The following is an 18,022-nucleotide window of genomic DNA, read 5'->3' as shown; positions in this document are numbered from 1 at the left end:
ATGAAGGTCTTCTACGAATTTAATTGAATCACTGTTCCTTTGTATTCATCCAATTTTCGATCAGTGTTTTATGCTCCTTGCTTCCAACTGTTTCTTTCGCATATTGCGGATCAACGATCGGATTTTGAATAGTGGATAATTTATGCATTAGCACTCTTGTCACCGCTTCGTTGATGCGTTTTTCTTGAATTTTTCCGTCTTTCACTGCTTTCACTAAGCCATTATAAACCTCCACTTGATGCTCATATTCATGGCAAACGAGCAGCAAATCCGCTCCGGCATTAATCGCTTCGATTGCCATATCTTCATATGAATAATATTTATTTACTGCGCCCATTTCAAGATCATCCGTGACAACAATTCCTTTATACCCCAGCTTTTCCCGAAGCAGCTTTTGAATCATAACAGAAGATAAACTTGCTGGTTTGCTAGGATCATAACTTGGATATTTAATGTGAGTCATCATAATGAAGAATTGATTGTGATCTGTATTTTCAATGAGCTTTTTAAATGGATAAATATCGGAATTCTCCAAATCCAATTTGTCCGCTTTTACAGAAGAAGTGTCAATATGCGGATCAACACTGCTTCTTCCGTTGCCGGGAAAATGCTTGAGCGTTGCTGTAATCTTCGCTTCATGCAATCCTTGAACCACTTTTGCACCATACGTATAGACCGCTTCCGGATTTGTATCAAAAGATCGGCTGTCAGTCTCTGACAAATCCAAAACGGGTGCAAAATTTAGATGAAATCCCATGGCAGCCAATTCCCTTCCGTTCAGAAGAGCAATATCGTACACCGCTTTTTCATTTGCAGCTTGCCCTAGCTTCTGTTGGGACGGGATGGGAGACACTTTTTCTCTCATCCGCAAAATGTCTCCCCCTTCTTGGTCCACTCCGATCATAAGCGGCACTCCAAACCGCTTTTTCAGCGCGAGCCTTTGCAAAGAATTATTTAATTGCGCAACTTGTTCCGGAGTCTCCATGTTGCGGTCAAACAAAATGACAGAACCGATATGTTTGTTTACGATTAAATCGGTTATTTCCTCGTCTTTTTCCGTGCTTTTAAAGCCCACCATCAAAAGCTGGCCGACCTTCTCGCCCAAAGACATATCATCCACTATTCTAGCTGCTTTTTCTTCGACCGTTTCTTCTTTCTTATCGTTTTTTTCTTCTTGCAAAGCTGCAACATTACCCGCTTCTTTTACTTCCGGTTCTTCATGCTGGTCTTGAATCTTTGTTTTTTGATTTTCCTGAAAGAGCGGCAATTTCGGGATTGATATAATGGCAAAAATACTCAAAATAAATATGGCGAAAATGAGAAGCAAAGATTTCCATTTCATTCCGTTCTAGTATTTAGCTTTTTAATTTCAGGCGTTGCTAATTTCCAGCCGTCTGATTCCTTCACTAAATACCATTTCCCTCCCCATTCTTGTACTAATGTGGAGCCGTCGTCCTGTTTGTCATAAGAAGTTAATTGAAAACTCACTGTCGCTTGATCATTTTCTATACTTTCCACACTTACATTCGTAACTTCATTTTTAAAATTGTTTTTTAGCCCTTTAGACCATTTTTCATAGCTAATTTTACTGCGACGGCTTGAGGAAAACATTGCATATGCAGTTTCGTAGTCACCGCTTGAGATACTAGTATAATGGCTCATAATCACATTTTCGATCTCCGATTGTTCATCATGATAGTCTTTTAATGAATCTCCAACATCTTCGAAATCTTCCATTGGAATTTCTTGTTCAAATAATAGATCAATCGTTTCCCCGGCTTCTTTAATTGTCTTTTTATTGCTTTTCACCGTACCATCAGCAGTTTTTATTTCGGCATGAAGCGTCATCGAACCGTCTGTTGCAACTGGTCCAAACTCTTCTACATCCGAAATTTTTAAACCTGTGCTCTTTCCATTGACGAATAAAGTGGCATCTTCAATATTTGAATATAAATATACATAATCTCCAGTTAAATCAAAATTTATGTACACTTTATTTTCTTCTGCATCACTTGGCGAAACTTCTTCCACTTGCTTTACGTCTGCGTATTCTCCTTTGTATACTGCTTGCACTTTATGATTGATTGGCAAAAACGGCCCGTAAGTCCGTTCTTCGTCTTTTTTTATAGGTTCATATTTTTTCCCATCTATGTAAATATGGCTATCATGATTTGCCGTTACGACAATATATAAATTTTTAGGTATGAGTGCATAATAGTCAAAAAATAACCATTTTTTTCCTAATTTATTGATCGAAATATCTGCATCTGTATGCTCAGGAAATGCCCCTTTTTCATAAATAACGGCTTCTTTATGCAAGCTATTTTTCAGTTCAGAAAATTCCGATGGGTTCATTTGATAATGGTCAATTAATTGTTTGGCCACTTTTTCATCTATTTTTATATCCGATTGCTTCGAGTTTAGTAAATGAGCCACTTTTTTTGCATCATGATTGTTGATCGCTAGAATAAAATTTTCCGCCAGTTTTGTCGGTTTATAGACCGATTTTACAATAAAAAATGAACTTGCAATTACTAAAATTAATAGAACTCCAATACTTGCAAAAATCTTAGATTTTTTCGTTGCCAGCACCGGTCTTCTTGATCCTGATCCCTCCCCTGCCTTCATTACATTTTGCGATTGTACGGCGTTTTGTGATTCTACGACTTTCGCGCCGCAATTCGTACAAAATGTTTGATTTTCTTCTAATCGGTGTCCGCATTGTTGACAATAGTTCAACGATATCACCTGCTTTCTTCATAAAATTCAAGGAGATTATATCATTTCATAAGGCTTTTGATAGATTTTCTGAATAATTAGACATTAAAACAAACAGCACTCTTCTTAGAGGTTTTTCAAACATTTTTTAAGCTTCTATCAATCGGAGTAGAGACTTTAAACAAAAGGGTGTTATATTTGTCCCTTTTTTCATTAAGTATAGGAAAACCCCCGACTGAGTTGAAATTCATACATTTTACTTATATAAGAAATTTTGTTATAATATTTATTAGCAACCAGTAGGTTTGAGTGCTAACAATATACGCCACTTTCATTTTTCATTCATCCATCTGTTATGAACTTCATAATCATAGACTAATGGAGGGATGACAAATGAAAACATTACTGTTAGCTGGTGGTTTAGGAACACGTTTACGCCCATTAACTGAAAATTTGCCGAAACCGATGGCACCCATTGCTAACCGGCCATGGCTCGAACACCTCATCACTTATCTTCGCGATCAAGGAATCAACCAATTCGTAATAGCCTCACATCACTGTTCAGATGTCATAAAAAATTACTTCGGAGACGGCAAACGTTTCGGTGTAGACATTGAGTACTCTGATGAAACACATCAAATGGGAACAGCAGGAGCTATCAAAAATGCTGAAAGATTTTTGAAGGAAAGATTTCTTGTTGTAAATGCCGACATTGTTCACTTGCCAAACTTGATTCCTCTTCTTGAATTTCATGAACAAAGCGGCGGGATCGCCACAATTGCACTGACGGAAGTAGATGACCCTTCTTCTTACGGTGTCGTTCAACTGGACGATTCCAGCCGGATTTTGCGTTTTGTTGAAAAGCCTCGTCGTGAAGAAGCACCATCAAATTTGATCAATGCTGGTTTGTACATTCTTGAACCAGAAGTAATGCGCTACATTCCAGCAGGACGTGAAGTTTCTATCGAACGTGAAACATTTCCCACCCTTATTCAAAAAAGCAAAAGTGTATACGGAAAAATAAGCAGCGGTTACTGGTTTGATATGGGAACACCAGAACGTTACCGGAAAATTCATTGGGACGTTCTTGAAAATCGGAACCCGTTGCCTACTCGCGGAAATCAAGTTCAACCGAGCGTTTGGTTAGGAAAAGACACCAAAATCGGATCTGGCGTCCGCTTTATCCCTCCTGTTTTAATCGGGGATAATGTCGAGGTAGGCGATCAGTCAGTAATTGGTCCGTTTGCAGTGATTGGTGATCATTGCCGCATTGGCTCCAAAGTGCATTTTTCAAACTCTATTCTTTGGGATCAATCAAGCATAAGCGATAATATTCGTGTCAACAACAGTATTATGGCTTACAAGACATTCTTAAATGAAGGTAAAGTGTACGATAACTTGATCTTGAACCAATATGAGAGGGTGATGCAAGCATGAGTCGAATTGCATATGTCAGCACATATCCTCCGCGCCGCTGCGGTATTGCTACCTTCACTGAACATGTATTTACAAACGTAAGCGCTGCTGGCAAACGCGGTAATCGTGATCCAATCATTGTACTTTATAATGAAAATGATGACAGAAATGTATATGAAAATAATCCGAGATTTTGGCCTTTGCCAATGCAAGATCGTTCAGCTTATGTGAAGATGGCCAAAAGGGTCAATCGAAGCGATATTTCTGTTGTAGTTTTGCAGCATGAATTCGGCATTTTCGGCGGTGAAGCGGGAGAGTACATAGTCGACTTTGTACGCGCATTAAATAAACCGCTCGTTACGACGTTTCACACGATTTTCTCTGATCCTAAGCCGCCATATCGGCAAGTCCAGCAGGAAATTGCCGATTTAAGCGACGCTATAGTCGTCATGAACCGCAAGGCTGTCTCTTATTTAGTCCGAGCGTATAATTTGCCCGAAAATAAAATTGTCTACATTCCACATGGATCGCCTAAACCTCGAGATAACGAGCGGGATCAGCTTCGCCGCCAGCTGGGATTTGAAGGCAGAAAAGTATTGCTTACATTTGGATTACTGAATCGCGGCAAAGGAATCGAGTCTCTAATTTCAGCCCTCCCAGAAGTTGTCCGTGAAGTACCGGAAACGTTATATATTATCGCGGGACAAACGCATCCTGAAGTGAAAAAGCGGGAAGGAGAATCATACCGTGAAGAGCTGCAAAACATGATTCGTCAGCTCGGATTAGAAGAGAATGTCCGAATGATTGACCGTTACTTTAATGAAGAGGAGCTCGTCTCCTACTTAACAGCGTGTGATCTATATGTAACTCCTTATCCGGGCTTGCAGCAAATCACAAGCGGAACGCTGGCTTATGCCGTTGGAATAGGCCGTCCGATTCTCTCCACGCCATACGAGCATGCGCAAGATTTATTAAAAGGCTGTGAAGAACTGCTTCTTCCGTATGGCGACATCAAAGCATGGGAACAGCGATTAAAAGAGCTATTAATGGATGACAATGCATTGCACCAATGGGAAAATCGAATTCGGCAGATTGGAAAGGCAACCCATTGGCCAACTGTCGGGATGCAATATTTGAAGCTGTTTGCCAAAATCGGCGAAATGGACTTGGATGAGAAGGGTGTGAAAGAGCCGAACGAAAGCGTGGTGAAACACGTTGCCCCAACCAAATATTAATTTTGATCATTTGGAACGTTTAACTGACGATACAGGGTTGATCGAGCATTGCCTCGGCCGGATTCCGCGCCGTAAAGAAGGATATTCAACAGACGACAATGCGCGCGCCCTTTGGCTATGTATTGAATGGATAGAGCTTCTTCAAGATGAACCGTCTGAATTGAAGAGACTCTACGGAATGCTTGATCGGTATTTAGCCTTTTTGCTTTGGGCTCAAAGGGATGATGGATGGTTTCATAATAACTTTTATTATGACCGAACACCTGAATCGGAAACTCGTTCTGAAGATTGTCTTGGTCGATCAGTTTGGGCAGTGACAATGGCCTATTTAAAACTTAATGACAATGCCCGCCGCTATGTGGCAGCAGAAATTTTGCGCAATGCCCTTTCTGCATGCCGCAAGCTTCGTTTTGCCCGCAGCCAAGCATGGGTGCTGGCCAGCTGCAGCAAACTGCTCATGGAAAAGAAAAACAGCATTTCCTCTCTTGAAATAGCAGAAGATGAACTTAAACAATTGGCAGAAACATGCGAACATAGTTTATTAACAGCATACAAAGAGCACCGAACGGAAGATTGGCATTGGTTCGAAAAACAAATGACATATGCCAATGGAATTTTGCCTTGGGGATTATTTTTATCCTATCGATACAACCGTCGCAATGAAACATTGCGAATTGCCAAAGAGAGTCTTGATTTTCTCATCGAAAAGATGGGCGGATTCAACAGCTCCTCCATTCGTCCAATCGGCAACCGGGGTTGGTGCAGCCGCCACAATCGCGCCGACTGGGATCAGCAGCCCATCGATGTTATGAAACTAGCTTTAGCTGCAAACGAAGCTTATCATATTTTGGATGATTCTGCTTACTTACAAGTTGTACTGCGCTGCCGAGACTGGTTTTATGGTGGGAATGACCATCACATTCCTTTAGTCGATCCTAGCGATGGCAGCTGCTGCGACGGTCTGAACTCCGATGGCCCTAATCAAAATCGGGGCGCGGAATCAACACTTTCCTATTTAATGACTGAAGCTTTAGCACATCCGCTAAAATTGGAAGTATTCGAAAAGATTTAATAAAAAATCTTTTTTTCAGTGTTCAAAAAAGTGCAGCCACCTTTTCCTCTATTCTTCGGACGATATGGCGATTGCATTGGGGAGATCATCATCTCCCTAATTTTTTTGTTGTTTTCTTTTCCTCCAAGTTATTTCCTCGAGCTGGATCTGAAAACGTAAATGAATTTTTTGTTATTCCACAACCTTTTGCAATTTTTTTAAAATGTTCATCCAGCCATGATTCATCCGTTCACGAACAACAGAGCTTTTTTCATTTACTTTAGGCAGCACATCGTCAGGATGCTTCCATCCGCTGTGAATAAGAGTAAATTCAGTTTTATCCCCTAAATCCTTCAAAATAAATGAAACAACCCAGCCTTCTGTATCCCATGTGAAAGAGAGGCGGTAAGGCGGTTCAAGTTCTACCACTTTACATGGAGACGGCCCGAAAGGAGATTGCAGATGGAATTCATGTCCCAGCTTTGGCTGAAAATCATTTGGCATGAACCATGACGCAATCCCCTCTGACGTAGCCGCCGCCTCCCAAACTTTTTCAATTAAGGCTTCTAATACAATTGATTGATGAATGTCTTGTAATGGATTTTGATGATTTTTTTCCATAGTCTTGCTCCTTTTTACATCATTTAGTTTCAAATTATATGAAACCACAAGGTATTATGTCAAATGCACTGACTCATGAAATAGAAATTCTTAGATATAAATGAAAAAAACCGTTCCGAACTAGAACGGTTTTTTATATTTGTGCGCCCGGCATGTACATGAACTATAGGGTGTAAGTCCCGAACCCCGAAGACAGAAGTAGAGGTTAGCCAAGAGCAAGGGTGTCCGTGGTGACGCGGAATCTGAAGGAAGCTGGAGGCAAAACACCGGTCCGAGGAACACGAACCTCATATAAGGCTAGGTATGATTGAGTGAGTTTGCGAAACAAAACAAAGCTCTTTCTGTCGAAGGTCATATCGAGTAAATGAGGCGGATAGATGGTGTGAAAGTGCATGTACTTACCCGGGGAGGTCTGGCTGGCACGCCAAGTAACCTTGGTAACCTATCTAGTGATAGATAACTGAACAGTCAGAAGTCAGCAGAAGTCATAGTACTCTTTTCGAGCTCGAGACGAAAGAGGAAGGACTGAACAATTAAGGAGAACGAATCGCTAGGCGTTCACCTTCTGTGTGGAAGCAGACAATCCGATAGGACTTACTTGAAGGAGGAAGTGGTGAATCCCACGGGGGACTTCAAGAGGGTGGAGCAGAAGATGGCACAAATAGAAGAATTCGTTCACGTGGAGAGGATATCAATGTTGATGGAAATGATTTTGTCACGGGAAAATCTCCTGGCGGCACTGAAACGAGTCGAACAGAATAAAGGAGGTCACGGAGTAGATGGCATGTCCGTAAAAGACCTACGAAGACACCTCTACGAAAATTGGGACTCCATTCGACAGTCGTTGAGAGAAGGAACCTACAAGCCCTTACCCGTCCGTCGAGTCGAAATCCCGAAACCGAACGGTGGAGTAAGACTTCTAGGGATCCCTACCGTGACGGATCGTTTCATCCAACAAGCGATTGCCCAAGTGTTGACGAAAATCTTTGATCCGACCTTCTCGAACCATAGCTATGGTTTCCGACCAGGTAGAAGGGGACATGATGCGGTTAGGGAAGCAAAGGGTTATATCAAAGAAGGATATCGTTGGGTAGTCGATATAGACCTAGAGAAATTCTTTGACAAGGTGAATCACGACAAACTGATGGGGATCTTGGCGAAAACGATCAAAGATCGAATTCTACTGAAGGTAATTCGCCGGTATCTTCAATCAGGCGTGATGATCAATGGAGTGGTAATGGAAACGGACATGGGAACGCCTCAAGGCGGCCCGCTTAGTCCACTTTTATCAAACATCATGCTTCATGAATTGGATAAAGAGCTTGAGAAACGTGGACATAAGTTTGTTCGGTATGCGGATGACTGTAACATCTATGTGAAAACAAAGAAAGCAGGAATTCGTGTCATGAACTCCATTACGAACTTTATAGAGAAGGAGTTAAAGCTCAAGGTAAATAAAGAGAAATCGGCGGTAGACCGTCCTTGGAAACGGAAGTTTCTCGGTTTCAGCTTCACACTCAATAAGACTCCAAAGGTACGGATTGCGAACGAAAGTGTGAAACGTTTGAAGAACAAGATCCGTGAAATTACATCAAGGTCGAAACCGTATCCAATGGAGAAAAGGATTGAGAAACTGAATAAGTATTTAATGGGATGGTGCGGATATTTTGCCTTGGCAGAAACACCAAGTAAGTTCAAAGAATTTGATGAATGGATTAGACGAAGGCTTCGGATGTGTTTGTGGAAAGAATGGAAAACCCCGAAAACAAGAATTCGGAAACTCAGAGGATTAGAAGTTCCAAGCCATAAAGCATTCGAATGGGGCAATACACGCAAGAAATATTGGCGGATTGCCTGCAGTCCCATTCTACACAAAACCCTCGACAACTCCTATTGGAAGCGTCGAGGGTTAAGAAGTCTATTCGAAAGATATCAAGCACTACGTCATACTTAATTGAACCGCCGTATACCGAACGGTACGTACGGTGGTGTGAGAGGTCGGGGGTTAGTCACCCCCTCCTACTCGATTTCGTGATAGAATAGAGGAGTGTTTGAATGAATATTAACGCATATATCACGTTACTTGACACGGAACCTGTTAAGATTTTACTTAAAAGAGCAAGCGATGTGGTTTTGTACGTAAGCTAGTTTATTATGATTGTCAAGACAAATTTATAATTATGTAGAATAGATACATACGCTTAATTGTCAAACTGTACATTTTTGTTGACAATAAACACTTCAGTTTTGCTGAGAAGCTACTTTCTTTTTGACTAATTCAAAGAAGGATTTTAGCTTAGAAAATTCGTCGGGATTTCCCTGGGTTGTAAATGTTTCTGTCTCTTTATGAGAAACAATAATTGCAGGGATAGACTTCAATAAACCATAATTCATCTTCTTTTCTTCTATACGATTGATATCTGTATATTTAATGTCAACAAAAACAGGTATAGATTTTATTACTTCTCCGTAGAATAGTAATCTCGAATTCGTCGATACAAGAATTCCTTGAACTGGAACACCATAAGTGGAACCTATACCAGCTAGACCAGCAAGACTATTCTCGTATTTATAATGCGCAATAGCTGTGTGTTCAACTATCTCGTTTTCTGTTAGGTACTCTTGAATTGCTTGTAACCCTTGTTCTTTTGTGATCATCTTACTGATACCTCTCTCGTATATTCTTTATTCTACATAATATAATTATAGCATTAACTACTAATATACGTATCCAATTTTGGTATTATTTTTAAATATAATGTGTTGAAAAAATCATAAATTAACAAAAAATAATTCAAATAGTGGGTATGATTATGACTTCTAACTTTGTGATAGAATGCCCTCTTGTTTCAAAAGAACCCCTATTTGAAATGTCTGGTTTTGAAAACTATCTTATATAAAATTTTATAAAAATAAATTGAAATATGTAAATTATTCTTTTTTACATCGAGAAAGCGTTCACGCTATCTTGATTTTTAGGAGATACTCCTATCTATGAAGAAAGAGGTTGGAAAATAATGGTTAATAGATTCTTACCTGAATCCGTGATGAATTGAAATCGACTTTGATTTTGTTGTAATTTTGATGGATTGATAATCCATAAACCCCTTTTATGCTTATGACCTATGTCATCTCTATTTCCGAAAATGGAACAAATCTCTGTTTTAGGTATACGAACCAAAAAAATAGACAAAAAAGCCCAGGGAGTGACGTTGGACATCAGTGATCGAACATTCGTTCGTTATCTTACCTCTCTCCATTTCTGATAGACGTTCAGTAGGGGCTCGCTATAGCCACTCCTTCGCGTCAGTTTCATCCAGATCTGTCGTGATCGACGGACGAGTCGCCCTGCCATCGTGATCACCGTCTGAATAATCGTCTTGATGCGGCGGCGTTTCACTTTGTGGTGCAACGGATGTCTCGGATCGCTTAATAGATCTTGTCCAATCAGACGAAGAAGATTGTAAACGAAGGCTCCCATGACCAACACGAGCGCATTCGTTTTCATCTTCCCAGATGGAAGCCGCTCTAAATCTAAGTCGCTCTTCAGTTCGCTATGAAACTGTTCGCATGTCGCATGGTCATGATACAACGCGAGCACATCGCTCATTCGAACATGCTCGTATCCTTTGAGCCGCACCCAATAGCTTTCCACTTCATAATCAGGAACGAGCATCAGCTGTCCATTGCGTTCCATCGTCCGTTCCGTCACTTGGGTGACTTGAACGTACGTATACGTGTTTCCATCGATCGCTGCCTTCTGTGGAAGGCATAGCTCATAGGTTTGTACTCCTTCGCTTTGTCCATCATCGACACGTTTGCCCTTTTGCGAAGCGATCTGGAACCAAAGCGCTGTCGATTCTCGGCGTAAGTTTCGCTTGATGACAAAGTCCACGTCTTCCTTTAGGCATACGTGCACATTCGCTTCTGCATCGTTTCCTGCATCCATGCGAACAAGCAGACGAGATGAAGTCAGTTGACGAGCTCGACGGATAGCGGTGACTAAAAACGAGGGCATGTTGTCTTGCACATGTTGTTTCCCTGGACGCAACTCGGCATGAACGAGATACCCTTCCTTCCCTGCATACGCAAACAACGGTGTAAAACCGTCAAATCCTTTATACGTTCGACTGACTCCTTCTTTTTTCGTATCGGAGTTGTCAAATGGGGAACCATCTATATCAAGGGGAAGCCATGTCGTCTTTCCTTTGGTCCAACAAGGGGACAAAGTGGCATGTCGTTGAATCAACAGACGTATGGACTCCTCCCAAAGAATCGTTTCGGTCATCGGAAGACAAGCGAGCTGATCGAGTCGTTGTCGCAAGGTTGGAGAGGAAGGCACGTGCTGAATCCCCATCGATGCCGAAAAGATATCGTCCTGACGATACGCTTCGATATGATCGAAATCCGTTTTTCCTGTGGCAAGCAAGCCAATCATCGAGCGAATGACATCGCTATGGGAAATGTGCACTTCTCGACGAACCGTTGGAAGCCGAAGTGCGTTTACCCGTTTATCCAGTTTCGTTCGATGGAGTAAGTAGCCAACGAGAGCAAGCCCAGCACTTGGGGTAATCGCTTCATCTGTCAATACAAACCGAATCGGGAAATCTTTCATCACATCACCTACTTGATGAAGAATCGTCAACGTCGTTTTCCCTTATCGTATCAACGGTTTGCGACCATTGTAAAGATGTTTTGTCACGGATTCAGGTAACTAATTTCTAATACCAATTATTTCAAGCTGGTCGAATACGTTTCATGCGAATGGCATGCCAAAATACAAAAAAAGGACAGCCTTTGATTAAAGAGGCTGTCCAAAAATCCGTAAACGCCCAAGCGATCGCGCTTTATTTTCCTTGTACGACGGCTTCAATTGAACTTCGGCGCCAGCAAATGATCCATTCCCGCACTGTTTAAAAAAGTTACAGGTTGGAATCAATTTTCCCAACGAGAATAGATTTTTACAAGCCTATTCATCTTGTCACTTCGGTCTAAAAAAGGTGAGAAATAACAACAGTTCTTAGCGTTAACTAGACGACTTGGATTTGGCCAGTTTCGTATTTTTCAATGACTTGTTTTGCCAAAAGACAGTAATAAAAAGTGTAAACACTAATAAAATACATCCTAAAATGAAAGGATACAAAATTTGAATATCATATAATATTCCCGCCAACATCGGCCCCAATATATTTCCTATACTCATATAGGCGTTGTTTAACCCCATGGCAAAGCCTTGTTCATTTCCAGCCATCTTTGAAATAAGAGTGTTCAAAACAGGACGCAAGATGGATGTTGCAAGAAAAATCAAGAGGGTGATGACAAAAAACAGAGAATAGCTGTCGGCAAACAATGAAAGGAAAAATCCAATTGCAACTACGCCTAAAAAGAAATTTAAAACGGCTCCTTCCCCAAAGCGGCCGACAAGCTTATCGACCACAAACAACTGCACAATCACACTTATCAGTCCAGTTAATGTAACCATCCAAGCAATTTCTTGCGGTGTTGCCCCAAACTGATCATCCATATATAACCCGATGACAGATTCATAAGCCATTAAACCAAAGCTCATAACAAGAGTAATAATCAACAGCATAAAATACGGCTTATGAGCGGACGAAACCAATTTTTTTAACATCGGCTCATCATTGATTTGCGTTTTTTGTTCCGGGGTATGTTGTTGTTCAACACTTTCTTTTAAAACTGTTAATGAAAAAATAACAGCAGCTAAAGAGACGATCGTTGCAACAAGAAAAGGCATTTTCAACCCAAAATCAGCAAAGAAACCACCAACCCCTGGTCCTATTACAATCCCAAGCGACATGGCTGCTGATATGAAACTGTTGCCTTTAGCCCGCTGCTCAATTGTCGTAATATCGGCAATATAAGCAAAAATAGCGGGTACCAGAAGCGCGGAGCCTATCCCTCCGACTACACGCGAAGCGTACAGCCACCAAATGGAATCAAATGCGTAAAAGATAAACATAGAAACAGTTAAACCGATTAATCCTAAAACAATCATTTTTTTCCGTCCATACTGATCTGTCCATTTCCCTGCAATTGGAGAAAACACAAGCTGGGCTCCTGCAAATATTGCGACCATTAAACCAGCTGCCGTACCGCCTTGACCAATGGACTCCAAATAAGCAGGCAATATGGGGATAATAATGCCGAAGCTTCCAATAGTTATAAACATGTTAATCATTAAAATAACCATTTTTCTCCACTGAGACATTGACATAGTGAGTACCTACGCTTTCTTCCGGTCTATTTCAAGCACATAGAAAACCTGCTATTCCGTTTTCTGGACAGCAGGTTTATTCTACAGGCATACTGCGGTGATTTGTATTTAGCATTTTCAAACACATACTAATCCTATCCAGAAAATATATTCGCTTCCTTAAAAATGCAGCTTAAAGATAGAATTAGTTAGTCATATCCAAACCATCATCCTTCCGCTTTTTTACAGATTTATAATATCTTATAACATCAAACAAATCAAATAAAAATTTAAATTCAATGCAGGCAACATAATGCTGAAAAGGGAAAAAACAGAAATCCCGACCGAGAGCCTGAGGAAAAAATCCGAGCGTTGAAAAAGAAACTCGGCATAGACGGTACGAATGAAAGCAAAATGATGTGCCATCAACATAAAAACTAACGTATATTATAATCAATACAGGCATTTAAACTTAGCAGACGCACTATCCGGCATGCTTTAAGATCCGCTGTCTTTCATTCTACTTGAAGTAAAATGTATTCGCTTAGAATTTGAAGATCCAGCGAAAACTCAAAAGGGCAAAATACATGTGGTTTTGCATGATACCAACTTTTTCCCCGTTTTGTTCGGGGGCTGTCTATGATAATTCATTTGATGAAATAAAATCCTCTGAAATTGATTCATTTGAAACGAATTTTTAGCACATAAAAAAACCCCCTCAAAGTTGTGAGAGAGTTTAACCCCTTAAACAAACGTTTGATTAAAACCCTGCATGACTTAAAGTCCCAGCAAACTTACCTCCATAAACAGCGCTCTCATCAAATTTTGTATTTGGTCAATATTATCGTTTCATGGGCATGTTTGGACAATTTTATTATCGACATTTAAAATGAATATCCTACATGTTTTCATCTTCATCAAACGTTTAGATGCCCCACGATGAACACCTCCTAATTTAGAGCTGCCTTAATCTAAAAATGCCTTCCGCAATTTCTTCTTTTGTTAAATTTCCATATCCTAAAATAATTTTGTTTTGATGGATTCCTTTTTGAATAGCATGAACTTCTACAGGATAAATTTTCACTTTATGCTTCTTCATTATTTCATTTACTACTTGATTAAAAACACGATATTTTGAAATTCTGCGACTAAATGCAAACCGGTGGAATCGCCAAAAATTTTAACTGTGTCGCCAAATTGTTCAGTCAAACATTTTTTTACATAGTCACGCCGCGCTTTATATATTTTTTTCATTTTCCTGATGCGGCGCTCTAAATGCCTTTCATCAATGAAACGCTTTGTAACTGAAAGGGCTGAGGTGAAGGAAGTGGCAAGGTCTTCATATGGATTTGAGTTTATACAAAAACCGTAGCGTAAATCGCTAATCGCTGGTTGGATGATAAGGCTTACCGGTTGCTGAAACGGACATCCTGTATCAAAAGGCTAATAAGCATGAAACTTGTATCAATAATAAACAGCTCTTGCACCAATACAAGCTGTTATGAAATCTTTATATTAAATTTTCAAAAAATTATAACAAAATGACAATTTATTTCTTACTTCGACATTATCGCTATGCTAAATTTTAAACAGTTATATTTTATTCCAATAATGACCATTTTTAATTGGAAGGAGATGGGATTATGGAGAAGCAAAAAAAACAGTGGGAGCCAACAGCTATCAAGGAACTGAAAAAGCCAGCAGGCACCTCGATTGTGAAAGCGGCTGGATGTATGAGCTGCTGGGCCTCAAAAAGTATCTCGATGACTAGAGTCTGCTGGCTCCCACATCCGGCAATGCGCCTGCTATAACCATTATATTCAAAAGGATTGCAATGGAGCAGTTTTTTAACTGCTCCCTAAAGTAAAGGAGTAGTGGCAGTGAAGCGCACCCATCCAATGTCATATATATACAGATTTGAGAAACAAAGTTAGAAAACGTGTCGAAAAAAAATTTTTTGACACCCCTTAAAATGGCTACAACCATTGATATATCAACATTTATAGAGGGAGGATTTTATGTCAAAATTGTTAGAAACGGCAACTAACACTTCACCAGAATTTGCGATCCACTTCCAACCTCATGGGGCCATTTTGCTTGACAGAAAAAGCATGTTCTATTTTAGACTTAGCGGCAGGGGAACAGAATTAGCCTTAATGCTTGCCAAAAATAACAGTGTTCAAAAAACGGCAAGAATTTGGGAGATTCTTTCAAAAGAAAAGGTAAGTGAGGAAGAATTAAATAACGAGCTAGATTCACATCCATTTACATCAGCGTGGAAAAAAGGCCTGCTAAATCACCCTTTGATGATCACCGGATCTACAGAGTACTATTTGCCAATCAGCTGCACCCTTCAATTAACAAATATGTGCAATTTGAAGTGTCCTTTCTGTTATGCAAGCTCAGGAAAACCGTATCCAGATGAACTATCATCTTCCCAATGGATAAAAGTGTTGCAAAAACTCGCATCTCACGGTGTAGCTGACATCACCATTACAGGCGGAGAAGCAAAGCTAACAAAAAATTTCTTGAAAATCATTGCCACAGCCAGTTCTTTATTTACGAACGTCAACCTTTTTAGCAATGGCCTAAATTGGCGCGACGATGAGATTGAACTGATCAGCCACTTGGGAAATGTCAGTGTCCAAATAAGTATAGATGGAAACAGCAGCACCCATGACAAGTTAAGAGGGAGAGAAGGAGGATTTTCCGAAAGCTTGAAAAATGCCGAACGTTTTGCTCAATCATCGGTTCCCGTCCTCATTGCTATGACTGTTAACCAACTCAACTACAAAGAAGTTTATGAAGTAATCGAAAAATCGGTGGAAGTTGGCGCAGTTGTATTTCGTGCGGGTCAAACTATTCCCGTAGGCAGAGCATCTGAATATCAAGACATGACAAGCGAAATGAAGGAGAAAGTAAAGCAGCAGTTGGCAGACGCCAAAAAAAGATGGAGTGATCAAATCATTATTATGGATTGGGAAGACCACCATCAAAATGATAGTCTTACAGATTTCTGCACGCCGGGATTTTTGTCATGGTATATTCGTGCGGATGGACAAGTTACACCTTGTCAAATTGAAGATACATCCCTTGGAAACGTCTTAAAAAACAGCATGCAGGAGATCGGTTCACCGGAAAGGCTAATGCAAGCGAAGCGACTTGCTAAACAATGTAGATGTATAGGAAAGATAGAATTACCTGAAGCCGATTTGCCTTTTACCATTCAAAAAGAAGCTGAGGTTAAACCATGATGACGACCATCATCCATTTATTATGGATCATCCTTCCTATTGCAGGAACCTTTCTGTTTTACAAATTCAAACCAAAAACGTACGAATCGCTATTATTACATAAAAAAGAAGCTCGGGAATTGGCAGTGCAATTCATTAAACGGTATTCCGGCATTGATGTATCAGATTGGGATTTTTATGCGATGTATTGGTACGACCGAAATACCGTCAATATGCTGCATCACCTAGGATTGTTAAACAAAGTTCGCCATATTTTATATCATTGGGGTTTAGTCGAATCATGGAGAATTAGATTCGTTCGAGAAAACCGATCAGTCATCATTGGCATCAATTCAAATGGAGAAATTACGTTTTACACCGCGAACCTGTCAAAGAAAGAAATGGCGAAACATAAAGGCGCTTTTTCCTCTCCGGAACAATTAAAAAAAGAGCTTGCCGTCTCAGATAATGGATTATGGGCTGCATCTCAATTCACAGGTGCAGGCAGAAAAGAAGAAGACTTGGAAAATATTGAAACGTACTGGTATATTGCCGAATCTCAACCAGTAAGAATGAAAATAACGGTTGAAATCCATAACGGGCAAATATTCTATATCGGTTCAGAACAAGAGATATTGACAGAAGACATCGAAACAGCGGTTAAGAAAGAGCAAATGGAATCTACCTTAAATATGACGGGAGTATTAGCGTCATGCCTGGCCGTTATTGCAGCGATCATCATCCTTATCAACCTTCGCCAAAATGCCGGCATCACTGCAAGCATCTTGCTGGGGGCGGTTCTATTCTTTTGTAACATCATAACAATAAAAGAAGACATTCAACTGAGCATCGTCAATACTTATGATTCCCGCCTCAGCATAAAAACGGTTTATGCTCTTGGAATCTTATCGGCAATTTTAGCAGGATTGGCCACAGGTTTCGTCGTATATATATGTTCATTGGCAGGGCACTCTTTGAGTAATGTTCTCCAAATAGCTTTTTTTGATAATGCTGTATGGCAGTTTTTCGTCGGCTTAAGTGTCGGCATCGGCTGCTTAGGTTTTTTTTCAGCAATTTTTTCATGGCTGGAAGAGAAAAATTGGCTGCGAATTTCTCCCGAGTTGTCCAATCGTACCATTTACTTGTCAGGCTTTACATTTAAACAAGGATTAAGCATCGGCCTGCAAAGCTCCATTGCAGAGGAAACAGTCTACCGTTTGTTGATCATTCCGACGATATGGTGGTTGAGCGGCAATTGGGCTTTGGCGATCATCATTTCCTCCATTCTATGGGCCATTATGCACCAAGGAACAGGATTTCATCCCAGATGGATCAGATGGATCCAATTAGTAATCTTTGGCATTATACTGGGATTCTTTTTCATCCAGTTCGGTTTTCTGTCCTCCTTAACCATTCATTTTATTTATAATTTTATTCTTGTCATGAAGCCGCTTTGGGATTACACTTTCCAGAAAAAATTGAAGGCCAGTGAAACCTTCAAACAACCCTCAGTATAACAATGGAGGAGAGG

14 protein-coding genes are annotated in these 18,022 nt (G+C 40.3%); 7 read left to right on the top strand and 7 right to left on the bottom strand.

What is annotated here, in order from left to right; genetic code table 11:
- Positions 1–28 precede the first annotated feature (28 nt).
- Complete coding sequence (gene nagZ, locus NSS70_RS01705) at positions 29–1,342, bottom strand: beta-N-acetylhexosaminidase (RefSeq protein ID WP_340880837.1); 1,314 nt, start codon at positions 1,340–1,342, stop codon at positions 29–31.
- Positions 1,339–2,739 carry a zinc ribbon domain-containing protein gene (locus NSS70_RS01700; protein ID WP_158640151.1) on the bottom strand — a complete coding sequence of 467 codons (1,401 nt, stop codon included), beginning with the start codon at positions 2,737–2,739 and terminating at the stop codon, positions 1,339–1,341. Before NSS70_RS01700 ends, nagZ begins: the two co-directional genes overlap by 4 nt.
- Positions 2,740–3,111: 372 nt before the next feature.
- On the opposite strand from NSS70_RS01700, the gene NSS70_RS01695 reads away from it, so the two are divergent.
- From NSS70_RS01695 to NSS70_RS01685, 3 genes are read left to right on the top strand one after another with little or no spacing between them, the layout of a single operon-like run.
- Entirely contained in the window at positions 3,112–4,155 is a 1,044-nt protein-coding gene (locus tag NSS70_RS01695) for an NDP-sugar synthase (protein ID WP_339210830.1), read from the top strand.
- Complete coding sequence (locus NSS70_RS01690) at positions 4,152–5,369, top strand: glycosyltransferase family 4 protein (protein ID WP_117017019.1); 1,218 nt, start codon at positions 4,152–4,154, stop codon at positions 5,367–5,369. Before NSS70_RS01695 ends, NSS70_RS01690 begins: the two co-directional genes overlap by 4 nt.
- Positions 5,350–6,441 carry a hypothetical protein gene (locus NSS70_RS01685; protein ID WP_063386529.1) on the top strand — a complete coding sequence of 364 codons (1,092 nt, stop codon included), beginning with the start codon at positions 5,350–5,352 and terminating at the stop codon, positions 6,439–6,441. The genes NSS70_RS01690 and NSS70_RS01685 overlap by 20 nt, the downstream gene beginning before the upstream one ends.
- A 171-nt stretch (positions 6,442–6,612) precedes the next feature.
- On the opposite strand, the gene NSS70_RS01680 is transcribed toward NSS70_RS01685, so the two are convergent.
- Complete coding sequence (locus tag NSS70_RS01680; protein ID WP_066250478.1) at positions 6,613–7,041, bottom strand: SRPBCC family protein; 429 nt, start codon at positions 7,039–7,041, stop codon at positions 6,613–6,615.
- 694 nt (positions 7,042–7,735) lie between these two features.
- On the opposite strand from NSS70_RS01680, the gene ltrA reads away from it, so the two are divergent.
- Entirely contained in the window at positions 7,736–8,995 is a 1,260-nt protein-coding gene (gene ltrA, locus NSS70_RS01675) for a group II intron reverse transcriptase/maturase (protein WP_094245397.1), read from the top strand.
- 287 nt (positions 8,996–9,282) lie between these two features.
- Here ltrA and NSS70_RS01670 read toward each other — a convergent pair whose 3' ends face one another.
- The 4 genes from NSS70_RS01670 to NSS70_RS01655 all read right to left on the bottom strand — a co-directional run bounded on the left by NSS70_RS01670 (position 9,283) and on the right by NSS70_RS01655 (position 14,357).
- Entirely contained in the window at positions 9,283–9,699 is a 417-nt protein-coding gene (locus NSS70_RS01670; RefSeq protein WP_033013771.1) for a GRAM domain-containing protein, read from the bottom strand.
- 583 nt (positions 9,700–10,282) lie between these two features.
- Positions 10,283–11,656: an IS1380 family transposase gene (locus tag NSS70_RS01665; RefSeq protein ID WP_339211605.1), complete on the bottom strand. Its 1,374-nt coding sequence runs from the start codon at positions 11,654–11,656 to the stop codon at positions 10,283–10,285.
- Between the two features lie 411 nt (positions 11,657–12,067).
- Complete coding sequence (locus NSS70_RS01660) at positions 12,068–13,279, bottom strand: MFS transporter (RefSeq protein WP_340880832.1); 1,212 nt, start codon at positions 13,277–13,279, stop codon at positions 12,068–12,070.
- Positions 13,280–14,213: 934 nt separating this feature from the next.
- Positions 14,214–14,357: a hypothetical protein gene (locus NSS70_RS01655; RefSeq protein ID WP_339210820.1), complete on the bottom strand. Its 144-nt coding sequence runs from the start codon at positions 14,355–14,357 to the stop codon at positions 14,214–14,216.
- Between the two features lie 544 nt (positions 14,358–14,901).
- On the opposite strand from NSS70_RS01655, the gene skfA reads away from it, so the two are divergent.
- The 3 genes from skfA to NSS70_RS01640 all read left to right on the top strand — a co-directional run bounded on the left by skfA (position 14,902) and on the right by NSS70_RS01640 (position 18,008).
- Positions 14,902–15,069, top strand: coding sequence for a sporulation killing factor (skfA, locus tag NSS70_RS01650; protein WP_063386524.1), 168 nt, complete (start codon positions 14,902–14,904; stop codon positions 15,067–15,069).
- A 207-nt stretch (positions 15,070–15,276) separates the two neighbouring features.
- Positions 15,277–16,512: a sporulation killing factor system radical SAM maturase gene (gene skfB, locus NSS70_RS01645; protein ID WP_117017014.1), complete on the top strand. Its 1,236-nt coding sequence runs from the start codon at positions 15,277–15,279 to the stop codon at positions 16,510–16,512.
- A complete protein-coding gene (locus NSS70_RS01640) occupies positions 16,509–18,008 on the top strand; it encodes a CPBP family intramembrane glutamic endopeptidase (RefSeq protein WP_339193954.1) in 1,500 nt (499 codons plus the stop codon). Before skfB ends, NSS70_RS01640 begins: the two co-directional genes overlap by 4 nt.
- Positions 18,009–18,022: the final 14 nt, after the last annotated feature.

It is taken from the genome of Aeribacillus sp. FSL K6-2848, from assembly GCF_038004325.1.
Taxonomy (GTDB): Bacteria; Bacillota; Bacilli; order Bacillales; family Aeribacillaceae; genus Aeribacillus; species Aeribacillus composti.
The sequence above is the reverse complement of the archived record's forward strand: the minus strand, read 5'-3'. Positions and strand labels throughout refer to the sequence as shown.